We start from the raw sequence: 12,783 nt of genomic DNA, 5'->3' as shown, positions 1-12,783 counted from the left end.
CGATTCACTCTTCGACGGAGACGAGTTTCATCAGCGGGTAGCCGTCCTCCATCTCCATTCGCGTCTCCGCGGTCAGTCCCTCGTACTCGATTTCCATCTCGACTTCGAGGAACCGGCCCGTCAGTTCCGTGTAGTCGGCCGTCGACGCGGCGAGTTCGGCCGCCAGTTCGTCCTCGAGCATCGTCACGCGCACGTCCTCGCAGTGGGGCTGGTTCTCTATCGACTCCTCCATCGCTCGCGCGAGGCTGTCGGCGCTGTCGGGACTGACGGGCGTCCCGGCGAACTGGTGGTACAGCGACCCGAACTTGATTCCCGCCTCGAAGCAGGCGTTCTCGGCGTCGGTGGGCATGCCGGTGGCTTCCGGGGAGCGGGCATAGGTGTGTCGCCTCGCGGCGGCGCGAATCGGATATTTCTTAGCCGTCCTTCGCAGAGTACGTATCGAATGGACGAACCGGTTCTGCTGACAGGGGCTGGCGGGCGTGTCGGACAGGCCATTCTCCGGCACATCGGGGACCGATTCGAGTGGCGACTGCTGGACCGCGAACAGTTGGGGGAGGAGAAACGACCGGACTCGGTCGCCGAGGACGACGTGTTCGCGACGGACATCACCGACGAGGCGGGCGTCCGCGAGGCGATGGACGGCGTCTACGCCGTCGTCCACCTCGCCGGCGACCCGCGTCCGGAGGCGCCGTGGGACAGCGTCCTCCGGAACAACATCGACGGCACGCACGCGCTGTTTCAGGCGGCGGTGGACGCGGGCGTCGAGAAGTTCGCCTTCGCGTCGTCGAACCACGCCGTCGGCGCCTACGAGACGACCGACCGGAAGCCGGACCTCTACCGGCCCGAGGACGAGTTCCGCCTCGACGGCACCGAACTCCCCCGCCCGAGCAACCTCTACGGCGTGAGCAAGGCGACCGGCGAGATTCTCGGTCGCTACTACCACGACCACTACGACCTCTCCGTCGTCAACGTCCGCATCGGCAACCTGACGGAGGGACATCCGCCCATCGACTACGAACGCGGGCAGGCGATGTGGCTCTCCTACCGCGACTGCGCGCACCTGTTCGAGCGCTGCGTCCTCGCCGACTACGACTACGAAATCGTCTACGGAATCAGCGGCAACGACCGCAGGTACTACTCCATCGACCGCGCGCGGTCCGTCCTCGGCTACGAACCCACCGACAACTCCGCCGAGTACGAGGGCGAAGGCGAGAACGAACCCGAGTCCGCCGACGAGGCGTGACGTTTCACTCGAACAGCCCGGACACGTCTTCTTCCCGCCCGCGCCGCCGTTCCGTGTGCTCTCGCAACCGCTGGTAGACGAGGCCGCGCCGTTCCCCGCCGCCGACGAACTCGAACAGCAGGGCGACGAACCGCGTCGTGGAGGCGTCCGCTTCGACCTCTTCGCGCCCGTAGCGCGCGGCGTCTTCGACCACGCCCTCGTCCCACCGCTCTCCGTCCGCCGCGAGGAGTCGCGCCGCCTCGGCGACGCCCTCGAACGAGAGGTCCTCGGCGCGCACGGCGACGCCGCCGACGGTCAGCGGGACGGGCGACGCTCGCTCGGCGAACTCCGGGTCGGCGGCGAGGCGGCCGAGGTACGCTCGAACCGCCCCGACGTTCACCTCGCGGTAGTCGGGCGCCACTCCGCCGAGGTACTCGCCGGCGCTCTCGGCCAGTCCCCGCGCGCCGCTCCAGTTGCGGTTCCGCGCGTGGTACACCGCGGCGGTGTACTGGATGAGTCCGTGCAGCAGTCGCTCGTCGGCGGTCCCCGCTTCGAGCGGAAGCCACTCCTCTTCCCACGCGTCGTGGGCGGCGTGGTGGTCCCCCTCGTTGAACACCGCCGCGCCGACGCGGAGCGCTCGTTCCATGCGTTTTCGAGGGCCTTCCGAACCCAAATACCTCACGCGACCGCCTGCTCGTTCGTTCTCGGTGACAAGCTTATCTACTCCCGGAACATATGTGGCTTGATAGCATATGAACAGACTCCAACTCTCGACTCCCGCGGAGGACGTTGGATGAAACGACTCGCCACCTCCACTTGCATCGGGTGCGGCGACCCGTACCTGTTCACGGGCACGTACAAGGGCAACTACTGCGGCGACTGCCACGAGGCGTGGTCGAACCGGCGGTCCGGTCGCGGGCGGCCGAAACCGCGCCCGATGCGCTCGCGCGTCGTCTCCTCGGTCCGACGCATCGTCGACGAGGACGACGCGCCGTCGCGGTACGACCGGGAGTAGTCGGCGTCGACTTCGTCCGTTCCCGTTCGTCGTGCCCCGCTTCGTAGACTCGCCTCACACCGTGTGAGCCTTGCGTCCGGTCGCTACGCTCGTCGGGTTGCGGTGCAGAGAAGCGTCCTGACGGAGATTTGAACTCCGGTCCCTGGCTCCGCAAGCCAGGAGGATAGTCCACTACCCTATCAGGACTCACTCTTCGATACAGCGCATCCACTTAAGACGGTTACGATGTCGTTGGTCGGTCGTCGAGACGACGAGATACCAAGTCATCCCGTAGAACGCTATGCGGCGGAGTGAGCCCTCACTATCTTGCGGGCCGATTGTTCGGAATTACGAGAGAGATGCACTGCGGGAGACGGTCGTCTGTAACGATGGGGTACTGCCCTGTGGGCCCGCAAGAAAGTGACCGCTGGGGGAACCAACAGGCACGCGGCTCAGCAGGGCCGCCGGCACGCTGATTCGGAACGAAGGTGGACGCGCATCGAACTCCCCGCGCGGCGCTCTTTGCGACGACTGCCGTCCTCGATTCGCGTTGCTCGCGCTTACCGCCTCCATCGGGCGACGTGCGGGGCCCCCGGAGAGCACGAACCACCGCGGACGCGGTATAAGTGGGTTATACGGTTAAGATACAAACCGATGCGGTTACGGGCCGTCCTTCGAACTGTATGACACCGCGAACCCGCGCCGACGAGCGGACCGGAGAGACCGAACCGGAAATTTACCTCCCCGCCGGCTCCGACCCGTCGTTCGTGACTAGTCGACTGGAGAGGATGTGGAAGATACTTTTCACCCGCGGAACTGAGATATAGACGTAGCCGTGGACGAACGCGTCGAAACGGTCGGCTCGGAGGGAGACTACGCTACCTCCCGGCCGACGAACCCGAACCGCTCGACAGATCCGAGACGCGGAGCGTCGACGAAGAGCCTCGTGTTCACGACTCGCGGCCGGCCGGTGCAGGTAAGCCGTTTCACGCCCGGTGCTACGACCCCGGTAGCGAGCACCGCGATGTCGAGTGCCGTCGAGCGTCTCGAAAACCTCCGCGCGACATTCGACACGGTGAAATCGAGACTCCAGAGACCATGACCGACGTCAAAGCGGTCGTCCGAGCCGAGCATCCGGATATCGTCCTCACACAGACCGTCGCACACGACAGAAGCTCGAAGGTCAGGTCGGTGTCCGAGGCGGGAACCGACCCGACGTCGGGGAAGTTCTTCTATCAGATAGAGTCCTCCGACTTCTCCCGGTTCGAGGACGGGTTGCGGGACGACAGCACCGTTCGCGGGTACGAGCGAGTCATCGAAACGAGAGGCGAGAAGGCTATCTACAGCTTCGAGTACACCGACGAAGCGAAGGTTCTCTCGCCGGTAATCTCGGCCGCCAACGGCGTCGTCCTCGACATGGAGAACGACGGAAGCGCTTGGATCCTCACGGTGTGGATTCCCGAGCGAACGGATCTAGTGCACCTCTGGGACTACGCGCAACAGAACGGCATCGACCTCGACCTCCTGCGCGTGAACGAGTACGATAGTTTAGGTAGCACGGACGCCGGATTGACCGACAGCCAACGAGACGCGCTTCTCGTCGCACTCGAAACCGGGTACTTCGAGGAACCCCGGGACGCGACGCTCGGCGAGGTCGCCGCCGACCTGAACATCTCTCAACCCGCAGCCAGCGGTCTCCTCCGACGCGGAATCAGACGACTCATCGTGTCGTCTCTGATGGACGACGGCGAAGCGCCGGAGTGACCGACGGCTACCGGCGCAGTGGCGGCGGCGTATCCCCGATGGCTCGACCTGTGTCGCTTCCGGTGACGAAGTGAGCGTCCTGACGGAGTCTCACACGAGCGAAGCGAGTGTGAGGCACGTCGGGCCGATGGCCCAACGGAGATTTGAACTCACTCGCTCACTTCGTTCGCTCGCTGCTCAAATCTCCGCTGCGTCCGTTCCTGTAGCGCGGCCGACTCGCTACGCTCGTCGGGTTGCGCTGCAGAGAAGCGTCCTGACGGAGATTTGAACTCCGGTCCCTGGCTCCGCAAGCCAGGAGGATAGTCCACTACCCTATCAGGACTCACTCGACTGTAACCGCCACCCCTTGAAATCGGTTCCGATACGGCGCCCCCGCGGGCCGTGCCACCCCGCCGCGCGGCGTCCGTCGAGCGTCTCTCCCGGCGAGCGGTCGTCCGCCGAACGCGCGGTGGCTCTAACTCCGCGGAGCGCGTTAGGTCGCCCATGACCGATAACTCGACGGACGGCGCGGGCGACGCGCCGACGGTTCGGTCCGCGACGCTCTCCGCCCGCGAGGACCGTCCCGACGCGACGATAGAATCGCACGACGACACCGTCGTCTGCCGCGGACACGTCCGCGGGCGCGACGGCGCCGCGATGGCCGCCCTCGGCGGCGCGACGTACGACGCGGAGGCGGACGAACTCCGGGTGGTCGTCGTGACCGAACGGGACCCCGACGCCGGTCCGATGAGCATCCAAGCTATCGCGGAGTTGGGATACGATGTCGCCGTCGAGTTCGCCGGCGGGCTACCGGGGACGGTGACGCTCGTCGAAGACGACGCCGACGGGCGACGGGAGGCGTTCGTCGCGTCGCTCTGAGCGGGCCGGCGAACGTTTTTGTCGGGTGAGGAGGCCAGCCTCGACGTGCCAGACCGAGACGCCGAAATCGGGGGACTGCGGCCGGATACTCCCGACAAGACAACGCTTAAGCGCGGGCCTACCTTGAACCCGTGTATGATTGTGGTCGCTCCGCTCCGAACCCCGGACAGTCCCGTCCGGACCGAAGCGCGTCGCCGGAACCGCGACGGGGGTGCCGCGTAGATGGGTGCCATCGAGGAGGTGTACGACGACCTCGACACCGACGTCCCGTTCGAAGAGTTCGAGGCCGCCGTGAACGACAAGGTCGAACAGATGGGCGGCCTCGCCGACGAGGAGACGGCGGCGATGCTCATCGCCCACGAACTCCGCGACGAGGAAGTCGAGGGCGTCGCCGACATCGAACCCGGCATGGACGACGTGAAGTTCCTCGCGAAGGTGATGAGTATCGGGGAACTCCGCACGTTCGAACGCGACGGCGAGGACGAGGACGGCCGCGTCGTCAACGTCGAAGTCGCCGACGAGACGGGCCGCATCCGCATCTCGCTGTGGGACCAGATGGCCGAGCAGGCCTTGGAGAACCTCGAAGTGGGACAGGTGCTCCGCGTCGCCGGTCGGCCGAAGGACGGTTACAACGGCGTCGAGGTCAGCGTCGACAAGGTCGAACCCGACTCCGAGGCCGAGATAGACGTGCAGACGCAGGACAGTTACCGCGTCGAGGACCTCTCGCTCGGTCTCTCGGACGTGAACCTGAAGGGTCGCGTCCTCAGCACCGACACCGTCCGCACGTTCGACCGCGACGACGGTTCCGAGGGTCGCGTCGCCAACCTTACGCTGGGCGACCCGACGGGTCGCATCCGCGTGACGCTGTGGGACGAGAAAGCCGACCTCGCGGAGGCGTTCGACGCCGGCGTCACCGTCGAAGTCGTCGACGGCTACGTCCGCGAACGCGACGGCGACCTCGAACTCCACGTCGGCAACCGCGGAACCGTCGAAGAACTCGACGAGGACGTGGAGTACGTCCCGGAGACGACCGACATCGCGTCGCTCGAACTCGACCAGACGGTCGACATCGCCGGCGGCGTCATCGAGACGGACCCCAAGCGGACGTTCGACCGCGACGACGGGTCGGAGGGACAGGTCCGCAACGTCCGCGTGAAAGACGGCACCGGCGACATCCGCGTCGCGATGTGGGGCGAGAAGGCCGACGCCGACATCGACCTCGCGGACTACGTCGTCTTCACCGACGTGGAGATACAGGACGGCTGGCAGGACGACCTCGAAGCCTCCGCCGGATGGCGCTCGACGGTCTCGGTGATGGACGAGGCCCCCGAGGGGGCGACCGGCGCCAGCGCTGGCGCCGGCGCCGACAGCGACGCCGGGAGCGGCGGACGGCAGTCGCAGTCGCGCGGCCTCGACGCGTTCGAGAATGGCGCGTCGTCCGCCGACGCGTCGAACGGCGGCGACGCGGGAACGAAGGCGGACGCGACGGAGACGGACGCGGAAGGCGCGGCCGTCGACGCCGGAGACGGCGCCGTCGAGGAGTTCACCGGCACCGTCGTGCAGTCGGGCAGTCCCGTCGTCCTCGACGACGGGACGGAGACGCGGAGCGTCGAGACGACCGAGAGCCTCCAACTGGGCGCCGAGGTGACCGTCCGCGGACCGGTCCGCGAGGGTCGCATCGACGCCACCGACGTCAAGTCGGTCACGCGCTGACCGCCGTCGTCTCCTCCGACCGTCAGTTCGGTGTTCGACCTGTCGTGCGTCCGAGCGTTCGGCCGCGCCCCCGCGAGCGTCCGCGCCGCCACGCCCGCGGAGAGACGCCGAGAGCCGTTACGGAAAGGATTATACGCCGCACGCCCGGCATATGTGGGTATGAGTGTCGAGCTACCGTTCGCACCGGTCGACACGATCATCCGCCGCAACGCCGGTGACCTTCGGGTCAGCGCCGACGCGGCGGAGGAACTCGCCCGCCGCATCCAGCGGCGCGGCTCGGAGCTCGCCATCGACGCGGCCGAACGCGCCCGCGCGGACGGTCGGAAGACCCTGATGGCGTCGGACTTCGGCGTCGAACAGGTCGTCCGGCGGAACGAACTCGAACTCCCCATCGCCCCCATCGACCGCATCGCACGCCTCGACGTCGACGACCGCTACCGCGTCTCGATGGACGCCCGCATCGCCCTCGCGGACATCCTCGAAGACTACGCCGACAACGTCGCCGGCGCCGCGGCGAAACTCGCTCGACACGCCGACCGCCGGACGATACAGGCGGAAGACATCGAGACGTACTTCTCCCTCTTCGAGTAGATGCAGTTCGGCTACAGCGAGACCTGCCTCGCACACGACACCGGCAAGCGGCACCCCGAGACGGCCGACCGTCTCCGGGCCATCCGCCGGGCGCTGGCGAAGCGGCACGGCGCGGAGTACGTCGACGCCTCGCCCGCAACCGACGAGGACGTCGCGTCGGTCCACGACGACGACTACGTGGCGGAGATTCGGGAGTTCTGCGAGTCCGGCGGCGGCAACTGGGACCCCGACACCGTCGCCTCCGAGGAGACGTGGGACGCCGCTCTCGCCTCGGCCGGCCTCTCCCAGTGGGCCGCCCGCACGGCCGTTGAGGGCGCCGACGCCCGTGAGACGCCGTTCGCGCTCGGCCGCCCGCCGGGACACCACGCCGTCGAAGACGACGCCATGGGTTTCTGTTTCGTCAACAACGCCGCCGTCGCCGCCCAGACGGTCCTCGACGCCGACGGGGTGGACGTCGACCGAGTCGCCATCTTCGACTGGGACGTCCACCACGGCAACGGCACGCAGGACATCTTCTACGACCGCGGCGACGTGTTCTACGCCTCGGTACACGAAGACGGCCTCTACCCCGGCACCGGCGAGGTGGACGAACGCGGCGCGGGCGACGGCGAGGGGGCGACGCTGAACGCCCCGCTGGCGGCCGGCGCGGGCGACGCCGACTACCAACTGCTCGTCGAGGACGTGCTCCGACCGACGGTCGAACGGTTCGACCCCGACCTGTTCATCGTCAGCGCCGGGTTCGACGCGCACCGGCACGACCCCATCTCGCGGATGCGCGTCTCCACTGAGGGGTACGCGCGGATGACCGGCGGCGTCCGGAGCATTGCGGACGACGTCGACGCCGGCCTCGCGTTCGTCCTCGAAGGCGGCTACGGCCTCGACACGCTCTCGGAGGGCGTCGCCATCGTCCACGAGACGTTCGACGGCCGGACGCCGTTGGAGTTAGAGGAAGAGCCCGACGAGGAGACTGTGTCGCTGGCCGACGAACTGCGCGACGCGCACGGCCTAGACGACTGAGTTCTCGAATCAGGGCCGCGGGTCGAAGTACCGCGCGAGTTCGACGCCGAACTCGTCGGCGAGTTCTCCGACGTCTTCGTCGGCCAGTATCTCGTATCCGTCCGCCAGCGACGACTCGACGTGCGAACCGAGCCCCACCTCGAACAGCGCCTCGCTCTCCAGCAGGTCGACGGCGTCGGTGAACTCGCGTTCGCGTTCGACGGCGTAGCGGTCGCCGTCGAGGAACGGGCCGTAGGTGTTACTGTCGTCGTCACCGTCTCTTTCTCCGTTACCGTCAGCGTCGCCCGCGTAGGCGTCGTAGAATCCCTCGGCGTGCTCCCGGACGTGCACCGGCGGGCCGCCGTGGCGCTCGACGTTCGGGAGCGTCCGGTGGGCGAGTTCGACGAACAGGACGGCCCGGTCGTCCGCGAACGTCGCCGTCCGCAGGGGGTCGAACCCCCTTCGACCCAGTTCCGATTCGACGCCCGCGATGGACTTGTACAGTTGCGGGTAGAGTTGGTCTTCGACCACGTCGGGGGCGTCGAACGCTATCGCCAGCGGTTCGGTCCCCCGTCGGCGGACGTGTTCGCGCACCTCCTCCGCCGAGAGCGGGTCGGGGTCATCGCTGAAGAACACCTCGACGCGCGGGTCGGCGAGGAACTCGCGCGCGTAGTGTTGCAGGCGGGCGACGTTCTCGGCCGTACAGACGGCGGCGACGTTCCGCGTCGGGTCCGTCGGGTCGACGACGACGAGGGGGTCGTCGAACGACCGCGTGCCGTGTCTCTCGGGGTCGAACTCGACCGGCGGATGCCAGTCGGCGGCGGCCCGAAGCAGCGACTCGAACCCCCCGTGTTCGAGGACGAGCAACTCCGTGAGGTAGCCGGAGAACCCCCGCGTTCGTAGGTCGCTGCCGTACGCGCCGATGCCTTTCAGGAACCGCTTGAACACGCGCACCTCGGCGGCGAGTTCGTCGTCCAAGCGAGCCTCAAGATACCGGTTGTGGTGCGGCGTCCGGTCGACCGCCGACCGGAGCGACGCGCCGTCCTCGACGTCGAAACAGGGGACGAGGTCCACGTCGAACCCCTCGAACTCGCCGGTCACGTACGGGTGCTCGGCGTACTCCTCCCGCCCGTTCGGAAGGACTTCGTTGCCGAGGGCCAACCCGTAGCGCTCTAGCGACTCGCGGTCCGTCTCCTCCGGAAAGCGCACGAACAGGTCGATATCCCTGTCACCGGAGACCCACGTCCCGCGCGCCGTCGACCCCACCTGCACGACGTCGGCCGCGACGCCCAACTCGTCGAGCGCCTCCTCGACGCGAGCGGAGAGCGCGTCGACGGCTTCGGAGAGCGCCGCCCGTTCGGTCGCGTCCGGGTCGATCCGCTCGCGAACGCGGGCGACGACGCGCGAGAGTTCCTCGGTGTCCGACTCGGGCATGTCGCTCGCCGGTTGTCCGCCGGCGGGCGAAAGCGTGTCGGTGCGAATCGCACCGGTCGTACGCTCACACCCCGCATCCGTCGGGTAAAAACGAAAGCCCTATCAAACTTCCTCGGTGTACAACTGAGTGCAGACGCACGCCCGAGCCGTCGTAGCTCAGTTGGTAGAGCACCTCGCTGTTAACGAGGTGGTCCCAGGTTCGAGTCCTGGCGACGGCGTCGTTTCCTCCCGAACCCGCCTCCGAAGCGGTCGCTCCGTCCTGCGGTCGGCCGATGGCAACGGTAACGCTAAAGAGGCGCCCCCGGGAACGTGAGGACGAATCGGGCCCTTAGCTCAGTCTGGTTAGAGCGCTCGGCTCATAACCGAGTGGTCGATGGTTCGAATCCGTCAGGGCCCACTTCTCGACTGTACTCTTCGAATCCGCCGTACTTCTCGACCCCCGTCTTCGGCGCGAGTTTACGGAACGGCTGTCGACAGCGCCGGGGAAGCAGGCTGGGGTCATTCACTCGCCTCACTTCCACCGGCCGGGGTGGCCTGTAGGGTCTCCACTTCGCCGGTTCCCGCGAGCAGAGCCACGAGTTCGGCTTCCGTCACGGGCCGCGCGGCGGCATCCAGTCCGGCGTCGCGGGCCACTCGGACGGCGGTCGGCGGGTGAAGATTCGCTTCCGCCAACAGCGCGTCGTCGTAGAACACCTCCCGCGGCGTGCCGCTCCCGACGACGTTGCCGTCGGCCATCACGCACACGCGGTCCGCGACCTCGGTGACGAAATCGAGGTCGTGGGTCGAGAGGACGACGCTGATTCCGTCCCGGTGAATCTGCCGGATGCGGTCGGCGACCAGCCGGGAGCGCTCGGGGTCGAGTCCCGCGAGGGGTTCGTCGAGTACGACTACGCTCGGGTCTAAGACGAGCACGCCGGCGAGGCCGACGAGGCGTTTCTCGCCGCCGCTCAGGTAGTGCGGAATCCGCTCTTCGAGGTGGCTCGCGTCGACGGTCGCGAGCGCCTCGCGAGCGCGCTGCTTCGCTTCGTCAGCGGGGACGCCGTAGTTCCGGAGACCGAACATCACGTCGTCGAGGACCGTGGGCGCGACGAGTTGCGTGTCGGCGTCCTGAAACACGAAGCCGACTTCCTTCCGCGCGTGAGCCCTGTTGTCCCCGGTAATCGGCGTGCCGTCGACGACCAGTTCGCCGTCGTCGGGGACGAGCGTCGCGTTCAGATGTTCGAGGAGCGTCGATTTCCCCGCGCCGTTACCGCCGACGAGGGCGACGACCTCGTCGGGGTGGATGTCGAACTCGACGTCGTGCATCCCGACCGTTCCGTCGGGATACGTGTGCGCCTCACACCGGAGGCGGACGAGCGGCGTCTCGTCTCGGCTCACACTCCCACCCCGTAGACCGCGACCGCCGCGTAGCCGACGACGGCGACGTACGAACCGACCACGACGAACAGTTCGCGGGCCGGCGGCCGGGGGACGTCGCCGTACAGCGTGATGTCGCCGTTGTATCCTCTGGCTTCCATCGACTTGACGAGCCGTTCGGACTGCTCGATGGCCGACAGCATGGTCATCCCGAGGATCCTCGCGTACAGCCGTTTGTTCGACCAGAACTCCGAGAGGTTCGCTCCCCGAGAGCTGACGGCCTTCACCAGGTCTTCGAGCGTCTCGATCATGACGAACGTGAATCGATAGGTGAGAAGCGCGATCTGGTCGATCGGTCGGGGCAGCAATCGCCCGAGCAGGTACGCGACGTCGGTGTACTTCGTGGTCATCGACGCCGTCAGCGTGAACGTGACGACGACGAGCGACCGACAGCCGAGTTCCGCGAAGAGCGCGAGGCCCGCCCACGTGACCGAGAGTTCGCCGAGCGGCGTCGAGAGCGCGCCGCCGATCGGTACGCCCGGTTCGAGGAACGCCAGCGGTCCGGCGACGGAGACGATGAACAGGAGCGGAAGCGTGTACCAGCCGATCAGGCGGCGGTACGGGAGTCCAGCGAGGCCGTAGACGAAGAGCACCGTGCCGTACAGTCCGGCCAGGAGCGCGAGGCGGTCGAACACCGTGACCGCGAGGACGAGTGCGCCGACGACCCCGACCTTCGTCCACGGGTTGACGCGGTGCAGCGGTCCGTCCCGACGCTCCGCGAACGCGGTGATGAGGCGGGGGTCCGGAACGTGATTCGAGAGTGCCGTCACGGTCACCGGGACGGGCGTTCCCCGTCGTCGAGGCCGCCGTATCGGTCGACGTAGACGTACAGCCCGGCGCCGAGAACGACCAGAACGGCGATGAGTGCCCCGTACTCGAACATCATGCCGCCCTTCCGAATCGGCCCGGCGACGACGACGCCGCGACCGAGGTCGACGAGTGCGCCGCCGCTCTCCTGCACGCCGCGCTGTAGGGCCTGCGCGGAACGCTTCGCCCACGGGAGCGCGCCGCCGGTCGACGTGAAGCCCCACAGTCCGGCGGCGAAACAGGCCGCGAACAGCCCGAGGAGGCCGCCGTACTGCTTCCAGCGCTGCATCAGGCCGTCACCCCGCTCGATTCCTCGCGGGCGCCGCGGTCCGCGAGGCCGACGAGATCGGGACGAACCGACGCGAGGAACTGGACGATGAATCCGGTCAGGATCCCCTCGACGACGGCGACGCCGAGATTGAGTCCGACGAGACCGGCGACCGCGATGGCCAGATCACCGCGAGGCAGCGCGCTCCCGTTCACGCCGCTGACGACGATGATTGCCCCCATCAGGAACGCGCCCGCCGAGAGGCCGAGCGTCGCGGCGCCGGCGCTCGCGGGGAAGACGTCCCAGTCCTGTCGCATCAGCGTCTTGAAGGCGTAGTAGGCGACGACGGCTTCGGTGGCGTTGACGAGCGTGTTCGCGCCGAGGAGACCGACCGCGCCGTGTCCGAGTGCGGCCGAGAAGATGTTCACGACCAGCGCGATGAGCGTGCCGAGCAGCGGACCGGCGAGGATTCCCACGAGACCGGTGAGGTTCATGTGGATGCCGCCCCAGACGGGGATGTTCAACTGGAAGATGGCGAAACTCGCCGCCGCACCGATTCCCGCGAGCGCGATCTGGTGCGTCTTGAGACCGCCCTTCCGGACCCGGTAGACGACGGCACCGACCAATCCGACGCCCAAAAGCGTCCAGAGAATCAGTGCCCAGAGCGGGAACGCCCCTTCTCCGAGATGGATGTGTGCCATGGGTACTTGCTAATAATCC

General features: G+C 67.5%; 15 protein-coding genes and 4 tRNA genes. 10 read left to right on the top strand and 9 right to left on the bottom strand.

Annotated elements, in window-relative coordinates; genetic code table 11:
* Window positions 1-4: 4 nt before the first annotated feature.
* Window positions 5-349 (bottom strand): dihydroneopterin aldolase family protein, encoded by a 345-nt coding sequence (locus tag NDI79_RS19180; protein ID WP_310930304.1) that lies wholly within the window; start codon window positions 347-349, stop codon window positions 5-7.
* Between the two features lie 93 nt (window positions 350-442).
* Between NDI79_RS19180 and azf the strand changes: the two genes are divergently transcribed.
* Entirely contained in the window at window positions 443-1,243 is an 801-nt protein-coding gene (azf, locus tag NDI79_RS19175) for an NAD-dependent glucose-6-phosphate dehydrogenase (protein ID WP_310930303.1), read from the top strand.
* A gap of 4 nt (window positions 1,244-1,247) precedes the next feature.
* Here azf and NDI79_RS19170 read toward each other — a convergent pair whose 3' ends face one another.
* Window positions 1,248-1,868 carry a DUF309 domain-containing protein gene (locus NDI79_RS19170; protein WP_310930302.1) on the bottom strand — a complete coding sequence of 207 codons (621 nt, stop codon included), beginning with the start codon at window positions 1,866-1,868 and terminating at the stop codon, window positions 1,248-1,250.
* 147 nt (window positions 1,869-2,015) lie between these two features.
* Here NDI79_RS19170 and NDI79_RS19165 point away from each other — a divergent pair, with 147 nt between their 5' ends.
* Complete coding sequence (locus NDI79_RS19165; protein WP_310930301.1) at window positions 2,016-2,237, top strand: DUF7564 family protein; 222 nt, start codon at window positions 2,016-2,018, stop codon at window positions 2,235-2,237.
* A 113-nt stretch (window positions 2,238-2,350) separates the two neighbouring features.
* Here NDI79_RS19165 and NDI79_RS19160 read toward each other — a convergent pair.
* Window positions 2,351-2,423, bottom strand: a tRNA-Arg gene (locus NDI79_RS19160).
* Between the two features lie 628 nt (window positions 2,424-3,051).
* On the opposite strand from NDI79_RS19160, the gene NDI79_RS19155 reads away from it, so the two are divergent.
* The gene (locus NDI79_RS19155; protein ID WP_310930300.1) at window positions 3,052-3,318 is read left to right on the top strand and encodes a hypothetical protein; all 267 of its coding nucleotides are present in this window, start codon (window positions 3,052-3,054) and stop codon (window positions 3,316-3,318) included.
* Window positions 3,315-3,980, top strand: a complete 666-nt coding sequence (locus tag NDI79_RS19150; protein ID WP_310930298.1) for a helix-turn-helix domain-containing protein — start codon at window positions 3,315-3,317, stop codon at window positions 3,978-3,980. The genes NDI79_RS19155 and NDI79_RS19150 overlap by 4 nt, the downstream gene beginning before the upstream one ends.
* Window positions 3,981-4,229: 249 nt before the next feature.
* Here the strand turns inward: NDI79_RS19150 and NDI79_RS19145 are convergent.
* A tRNA-Arg gene (locus NDI79_RS19145) sits at window positions 4,230-4,302 on the bottom strand.
* Between the two features lie 161 nt (window positions 4,303-4,463).
* Here NDI79_RS19145 and NDI79_RS19140 point away from each other — a divergent pair.
* The 4 genes from NDI79_RS19140 to NDI79_RS19125 all read left to right on the top strand — a co-directional run bounded on the left by NDI79_RS19140 (window position 4,464) and on the right by NDI79_RS19125 (window position 8,159).
* Entirely contained in the window at window positions 4,464-4,838 is a 375-nt protein-coding gene (locus NDI79_RS19140; RefSeq protein ID WP_310930297.1) for a hypothetical protein, read from the top strand.
* A gap of 222 nt (window positions 4,839-5,060) precedes the next feature.
* Window positions 5,061-6,551 (top strand): single-stranded DNA binding protein, encoded by a 1,491-nt coding sequence (locus tag NDI79_RS19135; protein WP_310930296.1) that lies wholly within the window; start codon window positions 5,061-5,063, stop codon window positions 6,549-6,551.
* Between the two features lie 159 nt (window positions 6,552-6,710).
* The gene (locus tag NDI79_RS19130) at window positions 6,711-7,142 is read left to right on the top strand and encodes a histone family protein (protein ID WP_310930295.1); all 432 of its coding nucleotides are present in this window, start codon (window positions 6,711-6,713) and stop codon (window positions 7,140-7,142) included.
* Complete coding sequence (locus tag NDI79_RS19125; protein ID WP_310930294.1) at window positions 7,143-8,159, top strand: histone deacetylase family protein; 1,017 nt, start codon at window positions 7,143-7,145, stop codon at window positions 8,157-8,159.
* Between the two features lie 9 nt (window positions 8,160-8,168).
* On the opposite strand, the gene cca is transcribed toward NDI79_RS19125, so the two are convergent.
* On the bottom strand, window positions 8,169-9,572 hold the full coding sequence (gene cca / locus NDI79_RS19120; RefSeq protein WP_310930293.1) for a CCA tRNA nucleotidyltransferase: 1,404 nt from the start codon (window positions 9,570-9,572) through the stop codon (window positions 8,169-8,171).
* A gap of 145 nt (window positions 9,573-9,717) precedes the next feature.
* Between cca and NDI79_RS19115 the strand changes: the two genes are divergently transcribed.
* Both NDI79_RS19115 and NDI79_RS19110 read left to right on the top strand, forming a co-directional pair.
* Window positions 9,718-9,790, top strand: a tRNA-Asn gene (locus NDI79_RS19115).
* Between the two features lie 104 nt (window positions 9,791-9,894).
* Window positions 9,895-9,969, top strand: a tRNA-Ile gene (locus NDI79_RS19110).
* A 101-nt stretch (window positions 9,970-10,070) separates the two neighbouring features.
* Here NDI79_RS19110 and NDI79_RS19105 read toward each other — a convergent pair.
* The 4 genes from NDI79_RS19105 to NDI79_RS19090 all read right to left on the bottom strand — a co-directional run bounded on the left by NDI79_RS19105 (window position 10,071) and on the right by NDI79_RS19090 (window position 12,764).
* Window positions 10,071-10,877 (bottom strand): energy-coupling factor ABC transporter ATP-binding protein, encoded by an 807-nt coding sequence (locus NDI79_RS19105; protein ID WP_310930557.1) that lies wholly within the window; start codon window positions 10,875-10,877, stop codon window positions 10,071-10,073.
* 68 nt (window positions 10,878-10,945) lie between these two features.
* Entirely contained in the window at window positions 10,946-11,758 is an 813-nt protein-coding gene (locus NDI79_RS19100) for an energy-coupling factor transporter transmembrane component T family protein (RefSeq protein WP_310930556.1), read from the bottom strand.
* A 2-nt stretch (window positions 11,759-11,760) separates the two neighbouring features.
* The gene (locus NDI79_RS19095; RefSeq protein WP_310930292.1) at window positions 11,761-12,084 is read right to left on the bottom strand and encodes a cobalamin transport operon protein; all 324 of its coding nucleotides are present in this window, start codon (window positions 12,082-12,084) and stop codon (window positions 11,761-11,763) included.
* Entirely contained in the window at window positions 12,084-12,764 is a 681-nt protein-coding gene (locus tag NDI79_RS19090; protein ID WP_310930291.1) for an energy-coupling factor ABC transporter permease, read from the bottom strand. The genes NDI79_RS19095 and NDI79_RS19090 overlap by 1 nt, the downstream gene beginning before the upstream one ends.
* Window positions 12,765-12,783 lie beyond the last annotated feature (19 nt).

This window comes from Halogeometricum sp. S3BR5-2, from assembly GCF_031624635.1.
GTDB lineage: Archaea > Halobacteriota > Halobacteria > Halobacteriales > Haloferacaceae > Halogeometricum > Halogeometricum luteum.
Note: the sequence above shows the minus strand (reverse complement) of the source record. Positions and strands in the feature narration are given on the sequence as shown.

Coding starts and splice junctions, on each gene's coding strand:
- NDI79_RS19140 (WP_310930297.1), top strand. CDS start 4,464: ATGACCGATAACTCGACGGACGGCGCGGGCGACGCGCCGACGGTTCGG.
- NDI79_RS19135 (WP_310930296.1), top strand. CDS start 5,061: ATGGGTGCCATCGAGGAGGTGTACGACGACCTCGACACCGACGTCCCG.
- cca (WP_310930293.1), bottom strand. CDS start 9,572: ATGCCCGAGTCGGACACCGAGGAACTCTCGCGCGTCGTCGCCCGCGTT.
- azf (WP_310930303.1), top strand. CDS start 443: ATGGACGAACCGGTTCTGCTGACAGGGGCTGGCGGGCGTGTCGGACAG.
- NDI79_RS19130 (WP_310930295.1), top strand. CDS start 6,711: ATGAGTGTCGAGCTACCGTTCGCACCGGTCGACACGATCATCCGCCGC.
- NDI79_RS19125 (WP_310930294.1), top strand. CDS start 7,143: ATGCAGTTCGGCTACAGCGAGACCTGCCTCGCACACGACACCGGCAAG.
- NDI79_RS19105 (WP_310930557.1), bottom strand. CDS start 10,877: ATGCACGACGTCGAGTTCGACATCCACCCCGACGAGGTCGTCGCCCTC.
- NDI79_RS19180 (WP_310930304.1), bottom strand. CDS start 349: ATGCCCACCGACGCCGAGAACGCCTGCTTCGAGGCGGGAATCAAGTTC.
- NDI79_RS19090 (WP_310930291.1), bottom strand. CDS start 12,764: ATGGCACACATCCATCTCGGAGAAGGGGCGTTCCCGCTCTGGGCACTG.
- NDI79_RS19095 (WP_310930292.1), bottom strand. CDS start 12,084: ATGCAGCGCTGGAAGCAGTACGGCGGCCTCCTCGGGCTGTTCGCGGCC.
- NDI79_RS19150 (WP_310930298.1), top strand. CDS start 3,315: ATGACCGACGTCAAAGCGGTCGTCCGAGCCGAGCATCCGGATATCGTC.
- NDI79_RS19165 (WP_310930301.1), top strand. CDS start 2,016: ATGAAACGACTCGCCACCTCCACTTGCATCGGGTGCGGCGACCCGTAC.
- NDI79_RS19170 (WP_310930302.1), bottom strand. CDS start 1,868: ATGGAACGAGCGCTCCGCGTCGGCGCGGCGGTGTTCAACGAGGGGGAC.